The sequence below is a fragment of the Cytobacillus sp. IB215316 genome, assembly GCF_033963865.1.
Classification (GTDB): Bacteria; Bacillota; Bacilli; order Bacillales; family SM2101; genus Nanhaiella; species Nanhaiella sioensis.
Genome location: NZ_JAXBMC010000010.1, coordinates 88,925 through 109,843 on the forward strand (window position 1 = coordinate 88,925; position 20,919 = coordinate 109,843).

Annotated in this window: 20 protein-coding genes; all 20 read right to left on the reverse strand. The window is 35.7% G+C overall.

What is annotated here, in order from left to right:
* Positions 1-4: 4 nt before the first annotated feature.
* The 20 genes from SLH48_RS15525 to flhA all read right to left on the reverse strand — a co-directional run bounded on the left by SLH48_RS15525 (position 5) and on the right by flhA (position 20,876).
* Positions 5-1,708 (reverse strand): proline--tRNA ligase, encoded by a 1,704-nt coding sequence (locus SLH48_RS15525; RefSeq protein WP_320258909.1) that lies wholly within the window; start codon positions 1,706-1,708, stop codon positions 5-7.
* Positions 1,709-1,828: 120 nt separating this feature from the next.
* A complete protein-coding gene (rseP, locus tag SLH48_RS15530) occupies positions 1,829-3,097 on the reverse strand; it encodes an RIP metalloprotease RseP (RefSeq protein ID WP_214482715.1) in 1,269 nt (422 codons plus the stop codon).
* Between the two features lie 14 nt (positions 3,098-3,111).
* Positions 3,112-4,260: a 1-deoxy-D-xylulose-5-phosphate reductoisomerase gene (locus tag SLH48_RS15535; protein ID WP_320258910.1), complete on the reverse strand. Its 1,149-nt coding sequence runs from the start codon at positions 4,258-4,260 to the stop codon at positions 3,112-3,114.
* A gap of 80 nt (positions 4,261-4,340) precedes the next feature.
* Positions 4,341-5,129 carry a phosphatidate cytidylyltransferase gene (locus tag SLH48_RS15540; protein ID WP_214482713.1) on the reverse strand — a complete coding sequence of 263 codons (789 nt, stop codon included), beginning with the start codon at positions 5,127-5,129 and terminating at the stop codon, positions 4,341-4,343.
* A gap of 14 nt (positions 5,130-5,143) precedes the next feature.
* Positions 5,144-5,923 carry an isoprenyl transferase gene (locus SLH48_RS15545; protein ID WP_214482712.1) on the reverse strand — a complete coding sequence of 260 codons (780 nt, stop codon included), beginning with the start codon at positions 5,921-5,923 and terminating at the stop codon, positions 5,144-5,146.
* A 105-nt stretch (positions 5,924-6,028) separates the two neighbouring features.
* A complete protein-coding gene (gene frr / locus SLH48_RS15550; RefSeq protein WP_214482711.1) occupies positions 6,029-6,586 on the reverse strand; it encodes a ribosome recycling factor in 558 nt (185 codons plus the stop codon).
* Entirely contained in the window at positions 6,586-7,311 is a 726-nt protein-coding gene (pyrH, locus tag SLH48_RS15555; protein ID WP_214482710.1) for a UMP kinase, read from the reverse strand. The genes frr and pyrH overlap by 1 nt, the downstream gene beginning before the upstream one ends.
* A gap of 90 nt (positions 7,312-7,401) precedes the next feature.
* A complete protein-coding gene (gene tsf / locus SLH48_RS15560) occupies positions 7,402-8,283 on the reverse strand; it encodes a translation elongation factor Ts (protein WP_320258911.1) in 882 nt (293 codons plus the stop codon).
* A 159-nt stretch (positions 8,284-8,442) separates the two neighbouring features.
* A complete protein-coding gene (rpsB, locus tag SLH48_RS15565; protein WP_214482784.1) occupies positions 8,443-9,141 on the reverse strand; it encodes a 30S ribosomal protein S2 in 699 nt (232 codons plus the stop codon).
* 153 nt (positions 9,142-9,294) lie between these two features.
* Positions 9,295-9,894 carry a hypothetical protein gene (locus SLH48_RS15570; RefSeq protein ID WP_320258912.1) on the reverse strand — a complete coding sequence of 200 codons (600 nt, stop codon included), beginning with the start codon at positions 9,892-9,894 and terminating at the stop codon, positions 9,295-9,297.
* 6 nt (positions 9,895-9,900) lie between these two features.
* Complete coding sequence (locus SLH48_RS15575) at positions 9,901-10,206, reverse strand: hypothetical protein (RefSeq protein WP_320258913.1); 306 nt, start codon at positions 10,204-10,206, stop codon at positions 9,901-9,903.
* A 328-nt stretch (positions 10,207-10,534) separates the two neighbouring features.
* Positions 10,535-11,302 (reverse strand): FliA/WhiG family RNA polymerase sigma factor, encoded by a 768-nt coding sequence (locus SLH48_RS15580; RefSeq protein ID WP_320258914.1) that lies wholly within the window; start codon positions 11,300-11,302, stop codon positions 10,535-10,537.
* A 469-nt stretch (positions 11,303-11,771) separates the two neighbouring features.
* Positions 11,772-12,269, reverse strand: a complete 498-nt coding sequence (locus SLH48_RS15585) for a chemotaxis protein CheD (protein ID WP_320258915.1) — start codon at positions 12,267-12,269, stop codon at positions 11,772-11,774.
* Complete coding sequence (locus SLH48_RS15590) at positions 12,262-12,903, reverse strand: chemotaxis protein CheC (RefSeq protein WP_320258917.1); 642 nt, start codon at positions 12,901-12,903, stop codon at positions 12,262-12,264. Before SLH48_RS15590 ends, SLH48_RS15585 begins: the two co-directional genes overlap by 8 nt.
* Positions 12,904-12,907: 4 nt before the next feature.
* Positions 12,908-13,375 carry a chemotaxis protein CheW gene (locus tag SLH48_RS15595; protein WP_320258918.1) on the reverse strand — a complete coding sequence of 156 codons (468 nt, stop codon included), beginning with the start codon at positions 13,373-13,375 and terminating at the stop codon, positions 12,908-12,910.
* Between the two features lie 22 nt (positions 13,376-13,397).
* Positions 13,398-15,452, reverse strand: coding sequence for a chemotaxis protein CheA (locus SLH48_RS15600; RefSeq protein WP_320258919.1), 2,055 nt, complete (start codon positions 15,450-15,452; stop codon positions 13,398-13,400).
* Positions 15,453-15,705: 253 nt separating this feature from the next.
* Entirely contained in the window at positions 15,706-16,803 is a 1,098-nt protein-coding gene (locus SLH48_RS15605; protein ID WP_320258920.1) for a chemotaxis response regulator protein-glutamate methylesterase, read from the reverse strand.
* Between the two features lie 8 nt (positions 16,804-16,811).
* Complete coding sequence (locus SLH48_RS15610; protein ID WP_320258921.1) at positions 16,812-17,684, reverse strand: MinD/ParA family protein; 873 nt, start codon at positions 17,682-17,684, stop codon at positions 16,812-16,814.
* Positions 17,677-18,843 carry a flagellar biosynthesis protein FlhF gene (gene flhF, locus SLH48_RS15615; RefSeq protein ID WP_320258922.1) on the reverse strand — a complete coding sequence of 389 codons (1,167 nt, stop codon included), beginning with the start codon at positions 18,841-18,843 and terminating at the stop codon, positions 17,677-17,679. The genes SLH48_RS15610 and flhF overlap by 8 nt, the downstream gene beginning before the upstream one ends.
* The gene (flhA, locus tag SLH48_RS15620; protein ID WP_320258923.1) at positions 18,840-20,876 is read right to left on the reverse strand and encodes a flagellar biosynthesis protein FlhA; all 2,037 of its coding nucleotides are present in this window, start codon (positions 20,874-20,876) and stop codon (positions 18,840-18,842) included. The genes flhF and flhA overlap by 4 nt, the downstream gene beginning before the upstream one ends.
* Positions 20,877-20,919 lie beyond the last annotated feature (43 nt).

A 20,919-nucleotide genomic window follows, 5' to 3' on the forward strand; every position in this document is an offset into this window, starting at 1 on the left:
TATATTATTTTGCTATGTTTTTTTGAATTGTATTTATTAAGTCAGTCTTATGAACTTCAACTGTTTCTCCAGAATTCCTAAACTTCACTTCAACAATTTCCTCAGCAGCTTTTTTACCGATTGTTATACGAACAGGCAGGCCTATTAAATCTGAATCTGAAAACTTCACTCCTGGACGTTCTTGGCGATTATCAAATAGGACGTTAATACCAGTTTCTTGGAGAGTCTCATATAATTCTTCAGCTAATAGTCGTTGTTCATCATTTTTTATGTTTACTGGAATAAGATGAACATCATAAGGTGAGAGAGCAGCTGGCCAAACTAAACCATTATCATCATGAAATTGCTCAGCGACAGATGCAAGGATTCTTGATACTCCGATACCGTAACAACCCATAATCATCGGTTGATTTCTACCATTTTCATCTAAATACATACCATCCATCGCTTCACTATATCTCGTGCCTAATTTAAATATATGTCCAACTTCAATTCCTTTAGCAAACACAATTGTGCCATTACCATCTGGGGAAGGGTCTCCTTCTTGAATAAAGCGTAAATCTTCGTATGCTGATACGGAAAAATCACGATCAGGATTTACCCCTGTATAATGATAGTTCTCAACATTCGCGCCACAAACTCCATTTACTATCGCTTTTACGGCATGGTCTGCAATAATTTCAATATCACCTTGTACTTGAATAGGACCTAACGACCCAACAGTACAATTCATCATTTGATTAGTTTCTTCAGCAGTTGCTAATTCAACGTTTGATGCACTGTACAGGTTTTTCACTTTAATATCATTTACTTCATGATCACCACGAACTAACACTAGTACAAACTTCTCATCAGCTTTGAATAATAGTGATTTAATACATTTATGATCATCAACTTGTAAATGATGAGCAACCTCTTGTATCGACTTTTTATCGATTGTTTCTACCTTTTCTAGGTCTGCGGCAGCTTCATCACTCTTAACGTATGTAGAAACTACAGGTGCCATCTCAATATTTGCAGCATAATCAGAGCTATCGGAGTATGCAATAGTATCCTCTCCTACATCTGATAACACCATAAACTCATGCGTATCTTTACCACCCATTGCACCAGAATCAGCAATAACAGCCCTGTAATCCAAGCCACACCTTCTGAAGATGTTTCCATATGCTTCATACATCTTGTTATACACTTCATCTAATGACTCTTGCGAAGAATGAAAGGAGTATGCATCTTTCATAATAAACTCTCTACCACGCAACAAACCAAAGCGCGGCCTTTTTTCATCACGGAATTTAGTTTGAATTTGATATAGAGTAAGTGGGAGTCTCTTATAACTCTTTACCTCATCTCTTAATAGGTTCGTAATTACTTCTTCATGAGTTGGCCCTAAAGCAAAATCTCGGTTGTGACGATCTTTTAGTCTTACTAGTTCAGGACCATATGAGTACCAGCGTCCAGACTCTTGCCACAGCTCTGCTTGTTGAAGTGCTGGCATTAATAACTCCACTGCGCCTATGCGGTCGAGTTCATCACGAACAATTGTCTCAATTTTGTGTAACACTCGCTTGCCCAATGGTAGAAAACTATAAACACCACTGGCATTTGAACGGATAAATCCTGCTCTTAGCAAGAGCTGATGACTTTTTACTTCAGCATCAGCAGGCACTTCCCGCAATGTTGGAATAAATGTTTGACTTTGCTTCATTTCAAATTACACCTCTTATTTCTTAACGGACTTTTTATAGCCTAAAAAATTATTGGAAAGCTCTTCTTTTTGATTTCTCTACTAAATTAGAATAACTAGAAGAGATAATACAGCAACACCTTATAGGAAGAACCTTTGGATATCGTTCCACGTAACTACTAACATTAATAGCATTAATAAAGCAAAACCAATAAAGTGGACCATACCTTCCTTTTGACGATCAATCGGTTTTCCTCTAACAGCCTCAATGGCAAAAAACATTAATCTGCCTCCATCTAATGCCGGTAGTGGTAGTAAATTCATAATACCTAAGTTAATGCTCAATAAAGCTGCCCATCTCATTAAATATAGCACACCAGATTGAGCTACTTCCTCTGTTGTTTTATAAATGCCAACTGGACCTGATAGCATATCAAATGAAAATTGACCAGTTATTAATTTCCCAAGTAAAATGATGATCTCTTTTGTCCAAACAAAAGTTTCTTCAGCTCCGAATGCAATTGAACCGAATATCGATTGATTCACCGAAGGGTATACACCAATTTGTCCAATTTTCATCCCTTGAACTTCATTTAACTTCGGAGTTACAGTAATCGTTTCTGATTGTCCATCACGTTCAATTGTGAATAATAGCTGCTTTTCAGGGTTATTTTGAATCATTTGAACGACTTCATCCCAAGAAGATAATTGTTTGTTATTAATTGCTAATACAATATCACCTTCCTGTAAGCCAGCTTCAACTGCTGCACCGCCTTCAATGACCTCCCCTAGTTGTGGATCATCAGACGGATAGCCTTGAATGAAAGCAATAACCATAAAAAGAACGGCAGCTAAGACGAAATTCATAAGCGGGCCTGCAAAAATAGCTAGTGTTCGTTGCCACAACGTCTTCGAACTAAATTGTCTTGAGTATGGGGCAATTTGGATGTGTTGATCATCCTGAATAAAGTGTGCCGTTTCACTCACTTCAAAACGTACAAGTTTTTCATCATTATCTTCTTCATAGCCTGTTATATACAGTTCGTGCTCTAAATCAGCAAACTCTACTTCAACGATTTTTGCATCAGGGTATTTGTCCTTATTGTTTAGAACGATGTTCGTTACTTTTCCATGTTGATCAAACAGCAGACCGATGCTGTGGCCTGGTTTAATTTCAATCATTTCAGGGTCTTCACCAGCCATCCTTACAAAACCACCGATAGGAAGAAGCCTAATCGTATATAGCGTTTCTTTCTTTTTGAAAGTAAACACTTTAGGTCCAAATCCAATCGCAAATTCTCTACATAAAATTCCAGCTCGTTTTGCAAAAACTAGATGACCTAATTCATGAACAAAAACTAACGCTCCAAAAATAATTACAAAAGCAATTACCGTATTTAGCGTCTCCACATATCCAACCACCTTTAATTTATTAGTGTTTTTATGTACTTACGAGTGTCCGTATCTACTGTGCGTATACACTCTAAATTAGGGTTTTTAATTGTACGGTGTTGCTCAAGTGATCTTTCAATAAGTTCCTCAATTTGAAGGAAGGTAATTTCCTTTCTAAGAAAAGCAGCAACAGCTTCTTCATTTGCAGCATTTAACACTGTTGGCATCGTTCCCCCTTCTACTCCCGCCTCGTAGGCAAAGCGTAAACACTGGTATCGATTAACATCTGCCTTCATAAAATGCAGAGCTCCAATCTCCACGAGATCCAATCTCTTTGTATTGTTAAACACAAGCCTATCAGGGTATGATAGCGCATATTGAATCGGAACACGCATATCAGGATTTCCTAACTGGGCAATAATGCTACTGTCATGAAATTGGACCATTGAGTGTATAATGCTCTCTTTATGGAGGACGACATCAATATTTGTATAAGGAATTTGAAAAAGCCAGTGCGCTTCGATAACTTCAAGACCTTTATTCATCATCGTAGCAGAGTCTATCGTTATTTTTGCTCCCATTGACCAGTTAGGGTGATTTAGTGCTTGCTCAACAGTAACATGCTGCAGTTCATTTCTCTTTTTCTCACGAAAGCTGCCACCAGAAGCTGTTAAAATGAGCTTTTCAATCGTTTTTTCTTGTTCTCCCTGTAAACATTGAAAAATAGCAGAATGCTCACTGTCAACTGGTAGAATTGAAACTCCGTTATTTCTTGCCATTTCCATAACTATATGTCCTGCTGTTACAAGTGTTTCTTTGTTGGCAAGAGCAATTGTTTTTTTGGCTTTAATCGCTTCAATCGTTGGTGTAAGACCTACACTTCCAACCACCGCATTGACGACTATCGATGCTTGGTCATGAGTCGCGGCATGAACTAATCCATCATCACCATAAACAAATGATATATCATTAGTAAATTCACTCTTTAATCGATCAGCATCTTCTTTATATTTAACAGATACGAGCTTAGGTGAAAATTCATGAATGATTTTCCTCGCTTCTGGTATATTCTGTCCAACAGAAATTGCTACAAGGCTAAATTGGTCTTGGTGCAGCTTAATGATATCAAGCGTCTGCTTCCCTATAGAGCCAGTAGCTCCTAATAAACTAATGTGCTTCAAACGATACACTCCCCATATCCATTCAAAATTGACAACCGTCTTTTTTCTGTTAAATCCTATCTTTGCTATACACTAGTGCGCTACAACTTGATTAAAAAATATAATATCGGTAAAACGAAAATCAAGCTATCAAAACGGTCTAATATCCCCCCATGCCCTGGTAAGATACGTCCAGAATCCTTAACCGCATAATGACGTTTAAACGCTGATTCAACTAAATCACCTATTTGTCCAAAAATAGATAAAACGATAGCAATGCCTAAGATGCTAATCATTGTAAAATCATCGATAGGGGCAAACAGTTTAAACAAAATCGCAGCAATAATTGCACAAGCAATACCACCTATTGATCCTTCAATTGTTTTATTTGGACTAATTTCAGGCCACAGCTTATGCTTACCAAATTTGCGACCTACAAAGTAAGCACCAGAATCTGTTGAGAAAATAACTGCAAAGGCAAAGAATATATAAGTTAAACCAACTTGTCTCGTTTCAATAAAATAATAAAATCCAATTCCAACATATAATGTAGCAACTATGATAAATCCAACATCATCAAAAGAAAACTTGTTATTTGTCAACACAGTATACGATAAAAAAAGTAAAACTGCGAATAACAAAAACTCAACTTTCATAAATGGAATTCTGTCTAGTAACATGGGGTGATCTGGTACGAGTATTACCCATAACATAAGTATGCTAATTACCCCTGGAAATGACAAAATTGAGATGTGTTTCATACGTAAAAGTTCATATAGCCCTATCGTAGCTATTAAATACATCACCGCAATAAATGGAAGGCCACCATAAATGACGATAGGCAAAAAAACTGCTAGCGCAATAGTAGCTGTTATAATTCTTTGCTTCATATTAATATCATCCTTTACACGCCGCCAAAGCGTCGAGCTCTTTTTTGAAACTCGTCAATCGCCTCTAGAAAATGTTCCTCTGAGAAATCCGGCCATAACGTTTCAGTAAACCAAAACTCTGCATACGATAGCTGCCAAAGCATGAAGTTACTTAGACGAACAACACCGCTCGTTCTAATTAATAGGTCAGGATCTGATAATTCTTGTGTCATTAAATAATTTGAAAATATATCCTCTGTGACCTCTTCTTCTGTTAATACACCTGATTTTTGGTCCGCTATAATCGAATTTACCGCTTGAACTATTTCATTGCGGCTGCCATAATTTAATGCAAAATTTAAAATCATTCCATCATTATCGCTTGTTTTGTTAATAGCATTTTGCACAGCACGGAAAGTGTGTTCTGGTAAGCTATCTTTCATCCCCATTACTCGAACTTGTACATTTTCCTTAATTAATTCAGGTAAGAAAGTTTGGAGAAATTCTTCTGGTAGCTTCATTAAGTAATCAACTTCACTTTTTGGTCGCTTCCAATTTTCTGTTGAAAATGCATATAACGTTAGTACTTTTACACCTAGAGAATTTGCTAGCTTCGTTATCTTTCGGACAACCTTCGTTCCTTCATGGTGTCCTGCAATGCGTGGTAATGCTCTTTTTTGTGCCCACCTTCCATTGCCATCCATAATAATTGCAATATGCTCAGGTATTGGATTCTTTTTTATCGTATCTATTGTATATACTTGCTCTGAAGAATTTGGTTTACGATTCTTCCAAAAGTTTAATTTATGTAGCATACAGGTTTCCTCCGTCACCCTTAACAATCTATATTGTCTCTAGTTTAACAAAAAAACCCCCTGTTTAAAATAGAGGGTACTTTACATATTGTACAATGATTATGCTTATACTTCCATAATTTCTGCTTCTTTTTCTTTTGCAACCTGATCAATTTTTTTAATATGATCATCCGTTATTTTTTGAATATCCTCGGTTAGTCCGCGAAGCTCATCCTCAGTGATTTCACTATTTTTTTCAAGCTTTTTTAATTCGTCATTTCCATCACGACGTACATTACGCACTGCCACTTTCGCATCTTCACCGTATTTTCTTACTACTTTTGTTAATTCTCTACGGCGCTCTTCAGTTAATGCTGGTATCGTAATTCGAATAATTGAACCATCATTAGATGGTGTTAACCCGAGGTCAGCCTTTAAGATTGCTTTTTCGATATCACCTAAAGATGATTTATCATAAGGTTGAATAGTTAACATACGTGCTTCAGGTACAGTAACTGATGCTAGTTGATTTACCGGAGTTGGTGCACCATAATAATCTACTGTCACTTTATCTAATAATGAAGGGTTTGCACGACCAGCTCTTACTGTCGCTAACTCTCTTGAGAATGCTTGAATAGCTTTTTCCATTTTAGATTTCACACTATTAATAACTTCTTTTGACATTATTTTTTCCCCCTTACTAATGTTCCGATATTATCACCTAATACCGCTCGTTTAATATTTCCTTGCTCCATAATAGAGAAAACGATAAGTGGTATGTCATTATCCATACAAAGAGAAGATGCTGTTGAGTCCATGACACCTAATCCCTCTTTTAGTACATCCAAATATGACAGTGTATCATATTTTTTTGCAGTTTGATCGATTGTTGGGTCTGCACTATATACACCATCAACATTATTTTTTGCCATAAGTATAACATCTGCTTCAATTTCCGCTGCTCGAAGTGCTGCAGTTGTGTCTGTTGAAAAATATGGATTACCCGTTCCAGCAGCAAATATGACTACACGTTTTTTTTCAAGGTGGCGTATTGCTCTACGACGAATATATGGCTCAGCAACTTGTCTCATTTCTATAGAGGTTTGTACACGAGTTTGTACACCGGAATTTTCAAGACTATCTTGAAGCGCTAATGAATTCATGACAGTAGCTAACATACCCATATAATCCGCTGTAGCCCGGTCCATGCCCATTTCACTACCTATTTTTCCTCGCCATATATTTCCTCCACCTACTACAACAGCAACTTCAACACCTAGTTCGGCAATTTCCTTTACTTGATCAGTTACTGAGGAGATCACAGCTGGGTTAATACCAAATCCCTGTTCACCTGCTAATGCTTCTCCGCTTAGTTTTAATACAACTCGTTTATACTTTGGATTATTCATACTAACCTCCACTAGAAGTTCTTTAAGCTAAATGACTTTAAAAAAAGGGAACACACTTGTGTTCCCACTATTTTAGCTAAGATTTGGTACTTACTTTTTCACTTGGCTCATAACTTCTTCAGCGAAGTTTTCTTGACGCTTCTCAATTCCTTCTCCAACTTCAAAGCGTACAAAACTTTTTACAGTAGCTCCTTTAGCTTCAACAAACTGTTTTACTTTTAAATCAGGGTTTTTAACGAATGATTGATCTACTAAACAAATATCTTCAAAGTATTTGCTTAAGCGGCCTTCAACCATTTTTGCAACGATTTTTTCAGGCTTTCCTTCGTTTAATGCTTGTTGAGTCAGAACTTCACGCTCACGTTCAACTTCATCTTGAGAAACTTGATCACGTGAAACATATTTCGGTTTGATCGCAGCGATATGCATAGAAACATCTTTAGCCGTCGCTTCATCATTAGTTCCTTCTAATAAAGTCAAAACTCCAATTCTGCCTCCCATATGAAGGTATGCACCAAAAGCATCATTATCAGTTTTTGCAACAATTTCAAAACGACGTAATGTCAGTTTTTCACCAATTTTTACAATTGCAGCATTGATGTATTCTTGAACAGTCGTTCCATTGTCCATTTTTTGTTCATGAGCTTCTTCAATCGTGCTTGGCTTGTTAGTCAATAAGTGTTGAGCTAATTCTTTGATTAATGTTTGAAATGCTTCATTCTTCGCAACAAAATCAGTCTCTGAATTTACTTCTAGTATCACAGCTTCATTTCCTGATACTTCAATATATGCAGAACCTTCTGCAGCAATGCGATCTGCCTTTTTCGCAGCTTTAGCAATACCTTTTTCACGTAAAAAGTCAATTGCTTTTTCCATATCACCATCAGTTTCTGTTAACGCTTTTTTACAATCCATCATACCTGCGCCAGTTTTTTGACGAAGTTCTTTTACCATTTGTGCAGTAATAGCCATTATGAAAATTCCTCCTTATATATGTATCATAGTATAATTATTAATAAGATGTTCTACTCGCTTATAGTATTAACTCAAAGATGTAGATAACTTGTGTATTTTCTCAAAAAAAGGTGATAGAAGGCAAATCCCTCTTATCACCTTTTGTAAAAATTTCACTTAAGCTGAAGTTTCTTCACCTTGTTTTGCTTCTAAAATCGCATCAGCCATTTTAGATGTTAACAATTTAACAGCACGAATTGCATCATCGTTTGCTGGGATTACGTAATCAATTTCGTCTGGATCACAGTTTGTATCAACGATTCCTACAAGAGGAATGTTTAATTTATGAGCTTCTGCAACTGCGATACGCTCTTTACGTGGGTCGATAACGAAAATAGCATCCGGAAGACCCTTCATTTCTTTAATACCGCCTAGGAATTTCTCTAAGCGTTCTTGTTCTTTTTTAAGTTGTACAACTTCTTTTTTAGGTAATACATCGAAAGTACCGTCTTCTTCCATTCTTTCGATATCCTTTAAACGATTAACACGCTTTTGAATTGTTGAGAAGTTAGTCAACGTTCCACCTAACCAACGTTGGTTTACATAGTACATACCTGAACGTTCAGCTTCGTCTTTAACTGAATCTTGAGCTTGCTTTTTCGTTCCAACGAAAAGGATTTTACCACCGTTACCAGCGACTTCCTTAACAAAGTTGTACGCTTCTTCAACCTTTTTAACTGTTTTTTGAAGATCGATAATATAAATTCCGTTACGCTCAGTAAAGATGTAACGCTTCATTTTTGGGTTCCAACGGCGTGTTTGATGACCGAAATGAACACCAGCTTCTAATAGTTGTTTCATTGAAATGACTGACATGTGTTTTCCTCCTAAAATGGTTTTTGCCTCCGCTTGCTTCATTTTTAAACAAATCTGTTATCACTTCATAATAACAGCACCATTGTTTAAATCAGCAACCGTGTGTATTAACACCAAAAAAAAATATAACATATTCATAGCATACAATCAAGTTTAAATATTAGTTTTGTTAAATTTAAGAAGAAGTTCTATTTCAGTTTTACCCTTATTTAATTGTTTGGCAATGTCTTCAATACCATATCCTTGACTTCTTAAACCCAATACTTTGTCCTTAAAAGTTTGGTTCTTTTCGCCACTCATTACATGCTCTTTATTATAAGGTTTAATATCGTTTCTGTTAAGTTGGTTTATATTTTCATAGTCATTATTACGATAGTCTGGAAGTAAACCTTTTATATCCTCATCTGATAACGTATCAACATCATAGCTGGATGAATTTTTCTGTTCTAGTTTATCGTTACTTATTTTCGTATTAGTCTGTTTGTCAAGAGGTTGCTGGACTTCGGTAGTCGAAGATCCATTTGGCGGTGAAGATTGTTCTTTCTTAACTGCTTGGACTCGGTTTAGAAATTGATCGTTTTGTTCTTTCATCTCGACGACAAAGCTTGCTATAACACTTTCCAGGTCCTTAATCATTCTTTCTTGTTTCTTTTCAACTTCGTGTAATCTCGATAATCTTAAATAGAGGATAATAATTAGCCAAAATGCGACAGCTAATAATAAAAAATATAATATTGCTAACAATGGATTCATCGTAACCTATCCTTTATAATCAATGATGTTTCCTTTATATGGGTGATGTTCATCTTCCGTAATTTCTTCTTCCTGATTCTTTTTTGTCGTTGACTGCTGAAATTCTTTGTCATTATGGTCATTTGTAAGTTCAGCCTTCTCATTTTTACTCTTGCTATTTACTTGCTTTCTTTTGCGCTTTTCTTCTTCTTGAATGCCCATAGCGAGTTGATCTTGCATATGTTGCCCTCGCTGCTCAAGCTGTTCTTGTATTTTTCCGATGTCTTGTGTTCTAGGAAGTGCAACTTGTAGTTCAACTAATTTTAAACTCATTTTTTACCACTTCCTTCTCCAAAGGATAATGATTTGTTGTGATTTATCATTGGTTCGAATGTCCATGAAGACAGTTTCTACATTAAATTAGTTGTTCTTACCAATAGATAGACATACGCAAATAGAATTCGCAACCTCTGTTCTTTAATAGATGGCATAAATACCCTTACGTTGTAGGTGTAAAACAACAGCAGCAAAAAACCTGCTTTTAATATTAAGAAATGAACACCTACACAATTAGATGTCTGGGTATCTTATATAAAAATCGAATAATACACAACAATTACTCAATTGTAAGTAAAAAACAACAAAGTTTACTTAAAGAGCTTTACGGAAATATTTTTGTTAAAATATCTTTTAGCTTAAACAGTGCTTTTGAATGGATTTGTGAAATTCTTGAAGTTGATAAACCCATCACTTCTCCAATTTCGGTTAATGTTAGTTCTTCTTTATAGAACAAACTAATAACAAGTTGTTCTTTTTCATTTAACTCCTTAAGAACATCTACTAGTTGACTAACTAACTCATTTTTTAATAATTGTTCTTCAGGAATGATGGATTTTTTATCAACGATCGTATACGCAATTGGATCTTTTTCTTCCGATTCTTTGTTATGCTCATCCATGGATAATACATTAGCAAAAAAGCCTTCCTGGATCGTAGAATACACTTCAGCTACGTTAATATTCAATTCATTTGCAATTTCATCAGCTGTAACGTTTCTTAATAACTGTTGTTCAAGTCGTTGAGTGGTTGCTTCTAGCTTTTTAGCCTTTTCTCTTGCACTTCGTGACATCCAATCTTCTTTTCTAAGACCGTCAAGTATAGCACCTTTAATTCGAAATGATGCATACGTATCGAATTTTAAATCTCGCGAAGTGTCAAATTTTTCTAATGCATCAAAAAGCCCAAATAGACCATAACTTTTCACATCATCTAGATTTACTGTCTTGGGTAACCCTACGGATATCCGTTGAACATGATACATAACGAGTGGCATATATTTTTTTACAAGTGCATTCCCAGCATTCTCATCACGAGTATGTACCCACTTTTCCCAAAGTAGCTGATCCTCACTTTCTAGCTTGAGCGCCATTATTACCCTCCTTGTAATGAACTCGTTCAAGTATACTTGAACATCGATGAACCAGATGGAGAGTCAACTCCATTTATTTAAAGGTTGGTTTCGCATAGATTGTTGTTTTTGTAACAAAAATAAAAACATAGTCTACTATTTTTCGTGGCATCTATTCTTCGATAAAACATTGACTATTGTGTAAAACGACATTTTTCTTCTAGCTTAAGAAATATAGCAACAAAGTATGGAAAAGAGCTAATTAGAAACGCTATCGAGCGAGGAGGGGAACTAAAACCCCTGTACCGAACGAACAAAATGTATAGACTCATTCGTGCTCAAGTCCATTTCTTTAGCTCGATTTAAACAATTTTGTTGGTATATTATTAAAGAGAAGCTTTGATACATATATTTTGTTTTCTTTTGTTTTTACAGTTATAAAGGTATGACAAATCGTTATAACATGACTGTTTGATCACAAAAATTGCATTTATATTACAATAATACCTTGATTAACTGTTCTTATTGTTAATAGACGATTTAGAGGACTAAATTCTATTGTCCTGCCACTATTTCCACCTACATCTTCTGATTCAATATTAATCTTTGCCATGTATAAATATTGCTTCACAGCTTCAACATTGCGGTTTCCAATCCTCATAAGGTCATTGCCTTTAGTAAACTGGAACATTTGTGCACCACCAGCTATTTTTGCAAGCAAATGATTTTTAGACGCACCATGCAGAACGAGTTGGTTAATGAGTACTTCAATTGCCGTATCAGCATATTTAGCTTTATTAAGTGATCCTGCCTTAGCCAAGGAAGAATCAGGTAGCATCACATGTGCTAAGCCAGCAATATCTTTGAACCTGTCGTATATAACTACCCCAACACAAGAGCCTAATCCAGATGTGCGTATGATATTCGGGCCTCTAACAATATCCATATCTGCAATACCTACTTTTACAACAGATATCGCTTCATTCATGCCCCGTTACCCCCAGAGCCTGAAAAAGCTTCGTAAAAGAATTTGGATCAGGAAGTAAAAATATATGTCCCTTCACACCTTCAAGAATCGATTGATCTGACTCTATGACACTTGTGTCTATGACAGTCGCATAGTCACTTACTTGGGATAATTGGATTAAGCCCATACTTATAATTGCTCCAACGAGATCAACGCTAATTTGCGGCACAGAAGGATACATATTCAACTTCGTAAAATCAGATAAAGAAGAGAGGTAAGAACTTGATAAAATATTACCTAATTCTTCTAAAGCAGACATAGCTAGTTGATCATATGGAGGGCCTTCGAACGCAAAATTGCTCAAGCCCGTCCATTGTTGAACTAACAATGATGCTTGTTCAAGTGGCAAAAGGAGAAACATGCTACCGGGTGCGTCACCTTCAATCTGTAAAAAGACACTGACAACAACATTATCTGCTCCCCCAGCTAAGTCCATCATTTCATCAAAAGAAACAATTTTTACCTCAGGTATATTCATCTCGATTTTCTTATTTAGTATCTTAGAAAGGGCTGTAGCAGAATGACCAGCACCAATGTTTCCAATTTCCTTCAAGATATCAAGGTGTGTATGATTAAACCTTTCAATGAAAGTCATATATTCACCTTTCCAGTTTTTCCGAATCGATCAGATTAATATTGAGTACTTCAGAAAGGTCAAGTAAAATTAGTAATCTATTACCAACCTTTGATATTCCTTTTAAATATTCTGCTTTTATGACACCAACTACTTCAGGTGGTGGTTCAATAGAATCGTCAGGAATATCAATGACATCATTAGCAGAATCTACAATTAGACCTACTTCAACATCTTCAATTGCAACGATAATAATTCTCGTGCTATCAGAATAGTTAGTTGTCATTAGCCCAAATCTATTGCGTAAATCTATTATTGGCGTTACAACACCTCGCAGGTTAATTACACCTTTCACATCTTCACTCGTTCCAGGAACCCGGGTTATGTGTTGAACCTTTTCGATTGAACGTACTTGGTCCACTGGAATTCCATATTCCTCATCTTCCAACTGAAAAACGATGACTTTTTGTTCTGTTGCTGTTCCTCCTATCACGATCATAACCTCCCTTTGTCATCTATTTTATAAGTGCATTACAATCAACAATTAGAGCAACCTGACCATCTCCTAAGATGGTCGCACCTGATATAGCAAATACGTTTGTTAAATAATTGCCTAAAGATTTCAACACAACCTCTTGCTGTCCAATAAAAGAATCAACTACTAAGCCAGCTAGTTTTTCGCCTTTCCTAACAATGACGATTGATAAATACTCATCCTCGTCAGTTGAGGCTGCTGGTACTTGAAAGATATCATTCAAAAATAACAACGGGACTACTTTCCCACGAAAATCAATGACCTTTTGGTTATGAGCATTCAAAATATCATCTTTTTTAGCAATTGCAGTTTCAATGATTGAAGAAAGAGGTATAGCATATTTCTCTTGTTGAATTTCTACTAACATGACAGAAATGATAGATAATGTTAAAGGTAATTGGATCGAAAATATAGACCCTTCTCCTTCAACTGAATCAATTGAAACAGATCCACCGAGAGACTCAATTGTATTCTTTACTACATCTAGCCCTACTCCTCGCCCTGAAACATCAGAAATTTTTTCTGCTGTAGAAAAACCAGATGAAAAGATAAGTTCATATACTTGTTTATCTGTTAAGGTAGCAGCATTTTGCTTAGTAATGATGCCATTTTTAATAGCTTTATTTAATACTTTGTCACGACTGATTCCAGCACCATCATCTTCAATTTCAATAAACACATGGTTACCACTATGGTATGCCTTTAATTTCACTGTACCTTCTTCGTTCTTGTCATGTTGAGTTCGTTCAGCAGGTAATTCAATTCCATGATCTATAGCATTGCGAATAAGATGAACGAGGGGGTCACCAATTTCATCAATGACAGTTCTATCTAGTTCTGTTTCAGCACCTATGATCTCTAAGTTAATAGATTTTCCTAAATCTCGCGCTAATTGCCTAACCATCCTAGGAAAGCGGTTAAATACTGTCTCTACAGGAACCATCCTCATGTTTAAGATGATGTTTTGTAAATCGCCAGATATTCTTGACATGCGTTCTACAGTTTCATGAAGTTCACTGTTATTTAAATCTTGTGAAATTTGCTCAAGTCGACCTCTATCAATGACAAGTTCCTCAAACAAATTCATAAGTATATCTAGACGTTCAATATTGACACGAATCGTTTTGTTTGATGCTGTTGCTCTCTTTTTATTAGCTACTACCTTGTCATCATTATGTAGTTGACTTTCCATTGATTCGTCTATAGTAATCTCTTTTTCATGATTTATTGGAGTTAGCTCTTTTTCTACTTCCGCGTGTCTCATGCTTGCTAAATTAAGAGCTTTAATTTCAATATTTGCTATTTCGGATACTTTCATTATACGTTTATGTATGGTTTCCTTCGGTTCCTTAGATACGAAGGCTATAGTAAATTCATTGTCAAACTTTTCATCTTCTAATAGCTCTACGCTAGGAATAGATTTGATGATTTCTCCAATTTGCTCCAAAACTTCGAATATCATAAATACACGAGCTGCTTTCAGTAAACAATCTTCTCGAAGTGTGATGTTTATCTCAAAGCTTTCAAAACCCTGTTCCTTTGACTGCTGGATCACCGTATACTCAAATTCGTCATAATCCACGAGAGTCTGATTGTCATTCACTTCAGCATTTTGTACCGATACAGCTGCTTCAGCTAGCGATTGCGTTAAAGGATGCCCCTCTTCAATTTGTTTTAATTGTTTCACCACCGCTGTAACATCATGTTTACCATCTCCGCCTTCAGCTATAGAGATCACCATCGTTTCAAGGTCATCGACCGCTGCAAAAACAACATCTAACACGTCAGGTGTAAAGATAATTTTTTCATTTCTCATTCCATCAAGGACGTTCTCCATTTGATGTGTTAAGCTAGCTAAATCTTCAAAACCCATTGTCGCTGACATTCCTTTTAGTGTATGAGCAGAACGAAAAATCTCATTAATTATCATTAAATTGTTTGGATTTTTTTCTAATTCTAATAATTGTTCATTTACTGTTTGTAAATGTTCTTTACTTTCATCAATAAATACATCTAAATACTGATTCATATCCATAACATACACACCCCTTATTCGGATTTTAGAAAAGGATGTTCAAAAAGTCCGAGAAAAATGACTTGGCAAAGGATAGGCTTATCCCATAGTGACAAAAAAGTGACAGCTATATGAGAAGCACTCAAATTGCTTTTCTCTCCTCTTTTTGTTCTCCTTGTGAACACGTACTTGAAGGGTTTAAACCTCTACTTTCTTCGTTTGAGCTTGTTTTTTATTAGCTCATCGAAAATGTACATTTAACACGTTATAGAATTTACTGATAAATATATTTTAAGGCTGTTGGTGTAATATCACCAAGGTCTGCAACATCGTCAATAACATTTGCAGCTATTGCAGACTTAGGCATACCAAAAACAATTGATGTGTCTTGAGATTCTGCAATTGCTTTCGCATTGCCTTTAGATTTTAATGTTTTTAAACCTTCAGTACCATCTGAGCCCATCCCTGTCATAATGATTGCGATTTTCATATATCCAGATATTTCACTGACTGATTCTAGCATCACATCTACAGATGGTCGATGGCCATTCTTAATTGATGACTGATCTATTTGTAAAACTAACGATGTACCTACCTTCTTCACTTTTAAATGAGAGCCACCTGGAGCAATATAGGCGGTGCCATTTTGAATAATTTCTCCATTCTCGCCTTCCTTTACACATATATCACATAGAGAATTGAGACGTGATGCTAGTGATTTCGTAAACCCTGCTGGCATATGCTGCACGATAATTATCGGTACATTAATTGATTTAGGAAATCCTTGCAACACTTTTTGTAATGCTCTCGGTCCTCCAGTAGACGTACCTATGCATAATATTTTTTTATTCGCTTGTTTTGAACTGTTATGAGATAACTGGGACATAGATCTTAGTTCTATTTTACTATATTTTGCTAATGATGAAGTAATAGATTTTGCTTTTCCGGTAGGAATTTGCAAATTATTCATATTTACTTTACTAGCTAGCAAAACTTTAGAGACTATTTCGTCCTTTACTTTATGAAGGTCTAAAGAAATACCACCAGAAGGTTTCGCGATAAAGTCAATAGCACCATATTGCATTGCAACTATTGTATTTTCAGTTCCTTCCTTTGTGGTACTAGATAACATGATGACGGGTATGGGATTGTGAGTCATAATTTTTTTCAGAGCTTCTATCCCATCCATTGTAGGCATTTCCACGTCCATGGTTATTACGTCAGGATTAAGTTGTTTAATTTTGGTCAGTGCATCCTCACCGTTTCTAGCAGTTCCTACAACTTCAATCTGATGATCTTCTTTTAAAAATTGTGAAATCAACTTTCTCATGAATGCTGAGTCATCTACGATAAGAACTTTTACTTGTTTCACGGTGGTACCTACCTTTCAATTAAATATTTTCGTAATCTTGACATAAATGAATGAGTTGTTGGCTTTTGTTGTCTCATATCATTTGAATTTAACAAATATGTATTAGCTATAACTTGAATATTTTTACTTGCACTAGATTTTGGTGCATATAACAAAAATGGAGTTTGTCGGCTGACTGCCTTAACAATATGTCTGTCTTCAGGTATTTGACCTAAAACCTCTATTTCTTTATTTAAGAACTGTTTCATGACAGTTGAAATTCTGTGAGTTGTATGATTTCCTTCTAGTTGTGACTGAGTTTTATTTACTATTAAAAATAGCCGCTTTGCAGGATCTTTTAAAATGATATACTTTATCGCTGCATATGCATCCATAATCGAAGTAGGTTCTGGTGTAGTAACGACAAATACTTCGTTTACTGCTTTTAACAGCAATAGATTTTCTTCAGTCATGCCAGCACCCATATCAAATATGACATAATCATATTTATCTATTAACCTTTGCATATGTTGAATAATCAAATGGACTTTAGTAGAATCCAGCTTAAAAACATGATTAAAACCAGAGCCCCCTGCAATATATGATAGGTTTTCAGGACCTTTAGTAATAATCTGATCGATGGAAATCTCATTGTTAAAGACATCTAAGACTGTATGTTTTGAAGATACGCCCATTAAAATATCGATATTCCCCATACCAATATCCATATCAAAAATAAGCACCTTTTTTTTCAGCCTAGCTAACGTCAAAGCAAAATTTAATGAAATATTAGATTTACCAACACCCCCCTTACCACTTATAACAGCAATCGTTTTAGCTGAGGTGTTGGTTCCTTGAAGTTCCATTTGTTCACGTAAGCTTGCTGCTTGATCCTTAACCATTGGCATCTTCTCCAAGTATAATTTGGCCGATTAACTGAGGAGAAGCTGCTTTAATATCATCTGGTACATTCTGACCATTCGTAATATAAGCTACACCAACTTGAAAATGATCGATTAGATTAAGCATAGAACCGTATGTTGATGTCTCATCTTCTTTAGTAAAAATAAACTGATCGATATGAATCATTGAAAATTGCTTATAAATTTGCTTCATGTCAGTAAATTTTGATGTGAGGGATAGAACAAGAAACGTTTCAACATCCTCATTAAAATCTATAATTTCTTTGAGATCCTCCACGTATTGTTGATTCAAAAAATTCCTGCCAGCTGTATCTACTAGTACTACATCATAATCAACAAATTTTTCCTTAGCACGTTGAAAATCTTCAATATTGTAACAAACTTCAATTGGGATATCTAAAATTTTGGCATATGTTTTTAATTGTTCAATTGCTGCAATTCTATACGTATCAGTTGTAATAAAGGCAACCCTTTTCTTATCATTTAACACACATTGAGCAGCTAGTTTTGCCAATGTAGTTGTTTTTCCAACTCCTGTTGGTCCTACTACATTGACAAATTTCTTCGTAAAGCTCACTCCTCCATAGTTAAATGAAGCTATACTGTCGACGATTAGTTGCTTCGTCCACCTCAATAAGTCCAAATTGTTATCTTTATTTTCCGTCGAATATTTCACCAATAGTGCATCCATAACCTTCATTCTTAACGAATCAGATATCTCTTGAACGATTAGCATTTCGTTAATTTGCCTTAGAGGTTTTGGGTATTTATCAAAATTTGTATGTATATCAACGTTTAAATTTTCCATTAATGATTTTATATCTTTTAATTCAGTTAAAACATCGTCAGATTTTTCAGTTGCTGCTGTCTCATCCTTCAAATGAAGGACGTCATGAGGTTTTTCACTTCCTTTTACAACTGGCATACTATTTTTCATGCTCATTGCTTGTTGTTCGGGAGAAAACGGTTCTGGGTCTTGTACAGCAATAACTTCAAACTGTTTCTTTGAAAAGAAACCGAGTAACCCTCTTTTCTGAGCGACCTTAGAACTAAGAATGACTGCATCATTTCCTAATTCTTGTCGTATTTTTTTCATTGCTTCAGACATAGAAGGTGCGATATATTTTTTTATTTTCATTGTATGTTCACCACTCCAACACTTTGAACTTCTACACTTCCATCAAGTTCATTATAGGATAACACTGGCACGTGTGGAAGTAATCTTTCGATAATTTGCTTCATATACATTCTTACAGCAGGTGAACATAACAATATTGGGGCTTGATCCTGGAACTGTTGCTGTTCAATATTCTGTATTACACTATTCGTTATCACTTCAGATGAATCAGGAGCGATAGATAAATAGTTCCCGTGTTCTGTTTGTTGAATACTATCTGCAATCATTTTTTCAACAGCACCTGATAATGTAATCACTTTTAAGCTGTCTCGGTTATTAATAAATTGTGACGTAATTTGGCGAGCGAGTGATTGTCTTACATACTCTGTTAATAATTCTGTGTCAGATGTTAACTTACAAAAATCAGCTAATGTTTCAAATATGACCGGTAAATTTCGGATTGAAACATTTTCTTTTAATAACTTGGCTAACACTTTCTGGATATCTCCAATTGCTAGCGGATTAGGTGTTACTTCTTCAATAAGTATTGGATAAGATTCCTTCAAATGTTCAACTAGCTGGTTCGTTTCTTGGCGGCCTAATAATTCATGCGCATTTGTTTTAATTAATTCAGTAATATGTGTAGACACTACTGAAGCTGGATCTACAACTGTATACCCAAGCATCTCTGCTTTTTCTCTCATGTCTTCAGAGATCCATTTTGCTGGCAACCCAAAGGAAGGTTCTACCGTATCAATTCCTTCAACAGCTGGATCATCAACACCAGGACTCATAGCTAAAAAGTGATCTAACAGAAGCTCCCCTTTAGCTACTTCGTTACCTTTTATTTTAAATCTATACTCATTCGGTTGTAGCTGAATGTTGTCACGAATTCTTACGACCGGAATAACAAGACCTAACTCTATCGCCAACTGCCTTCTAATCATCACAATGCGCTCTAATAAGTCTCCACCTTGCTTAGTATCAGCTAGAGGAATTAAGCCGTAACCGAACTCAAATTCAATCGGATCAACATTGAGCAGACTTACAACACTGTCAGGACTTTTCATTTCCTCTGTTTCTATTTCTTCTTCAAGCTCTTCTTTATCTTCAATAGAAGCTTTTTGAGAGTTACTAATCAAATAACCACCAGTGATGAGCAATGCTGCAATTGGTAATGTTAATGTTAAAGACATCGTTGTAAAAAAACCGAAACATGCAATCGTTGCACCGACCACATATAACATTTTAGGAAATGCAAATAACTGACCCGTTATATCCTCACTTAAATTTCCTTTTGATGCAGCCCTTGTAACGATAATACCTGTTGCTGTTGAGATCATTAAAGCTGGAATTTGACTGACTAAACCGTCACCTACAGACAATAGCATGTATGTACTTGAGGCTTCAGCAAGATCCATATCCATTTGTAGAACTCCAATAATCATGCCAAAAATAATATTGATCAACGTAATAACAATACCTGCAATTGCATCCCCTTTTACAAATTTACTTGCTCCATCCATCGCACCATAAAAATCAGCTTCTCGTTGAATTTTTTCACGGCGTACAATCGCATCTTTTTCAGATATAAGGCCAGCATTTAAATCAGCATCAATACTCATTTGTTTACCGGGCATTGCATCTAATGTAAAACGAGCTGCAACCTCTGAAACCCGCTCAGCCCCTTTTGTAATAACTATAAATTGAATAATAATAAGAATAACAAAAACGACAAAACCAACTAACACATTTCCACCAATAACAAAATTTCCGAACGTTTCAACTACTTGACCTGCATCGGCATTACCTAATATAGAGCGCGTCGTGGATACGTTTAAGCCGAGGCGAAAGAGTGTTAATACTAATAATAGTGAAGGAAATACAGAAAGCTGCAGGGCCTCTTTCATATTCATCGATACGAGGAGGACTAATAAGGCAAGAGAAATATTTAACATGATTAACACGCTCAATAACCACGTAGGTAATGGAATGACTAACATAATAATAATAAGTACAACACCGACTATAACAGGTAAATCTCTTGCTCTCATATGACATTCTCTCCTTACATATGCTGTTCAAAATTTTACTCTT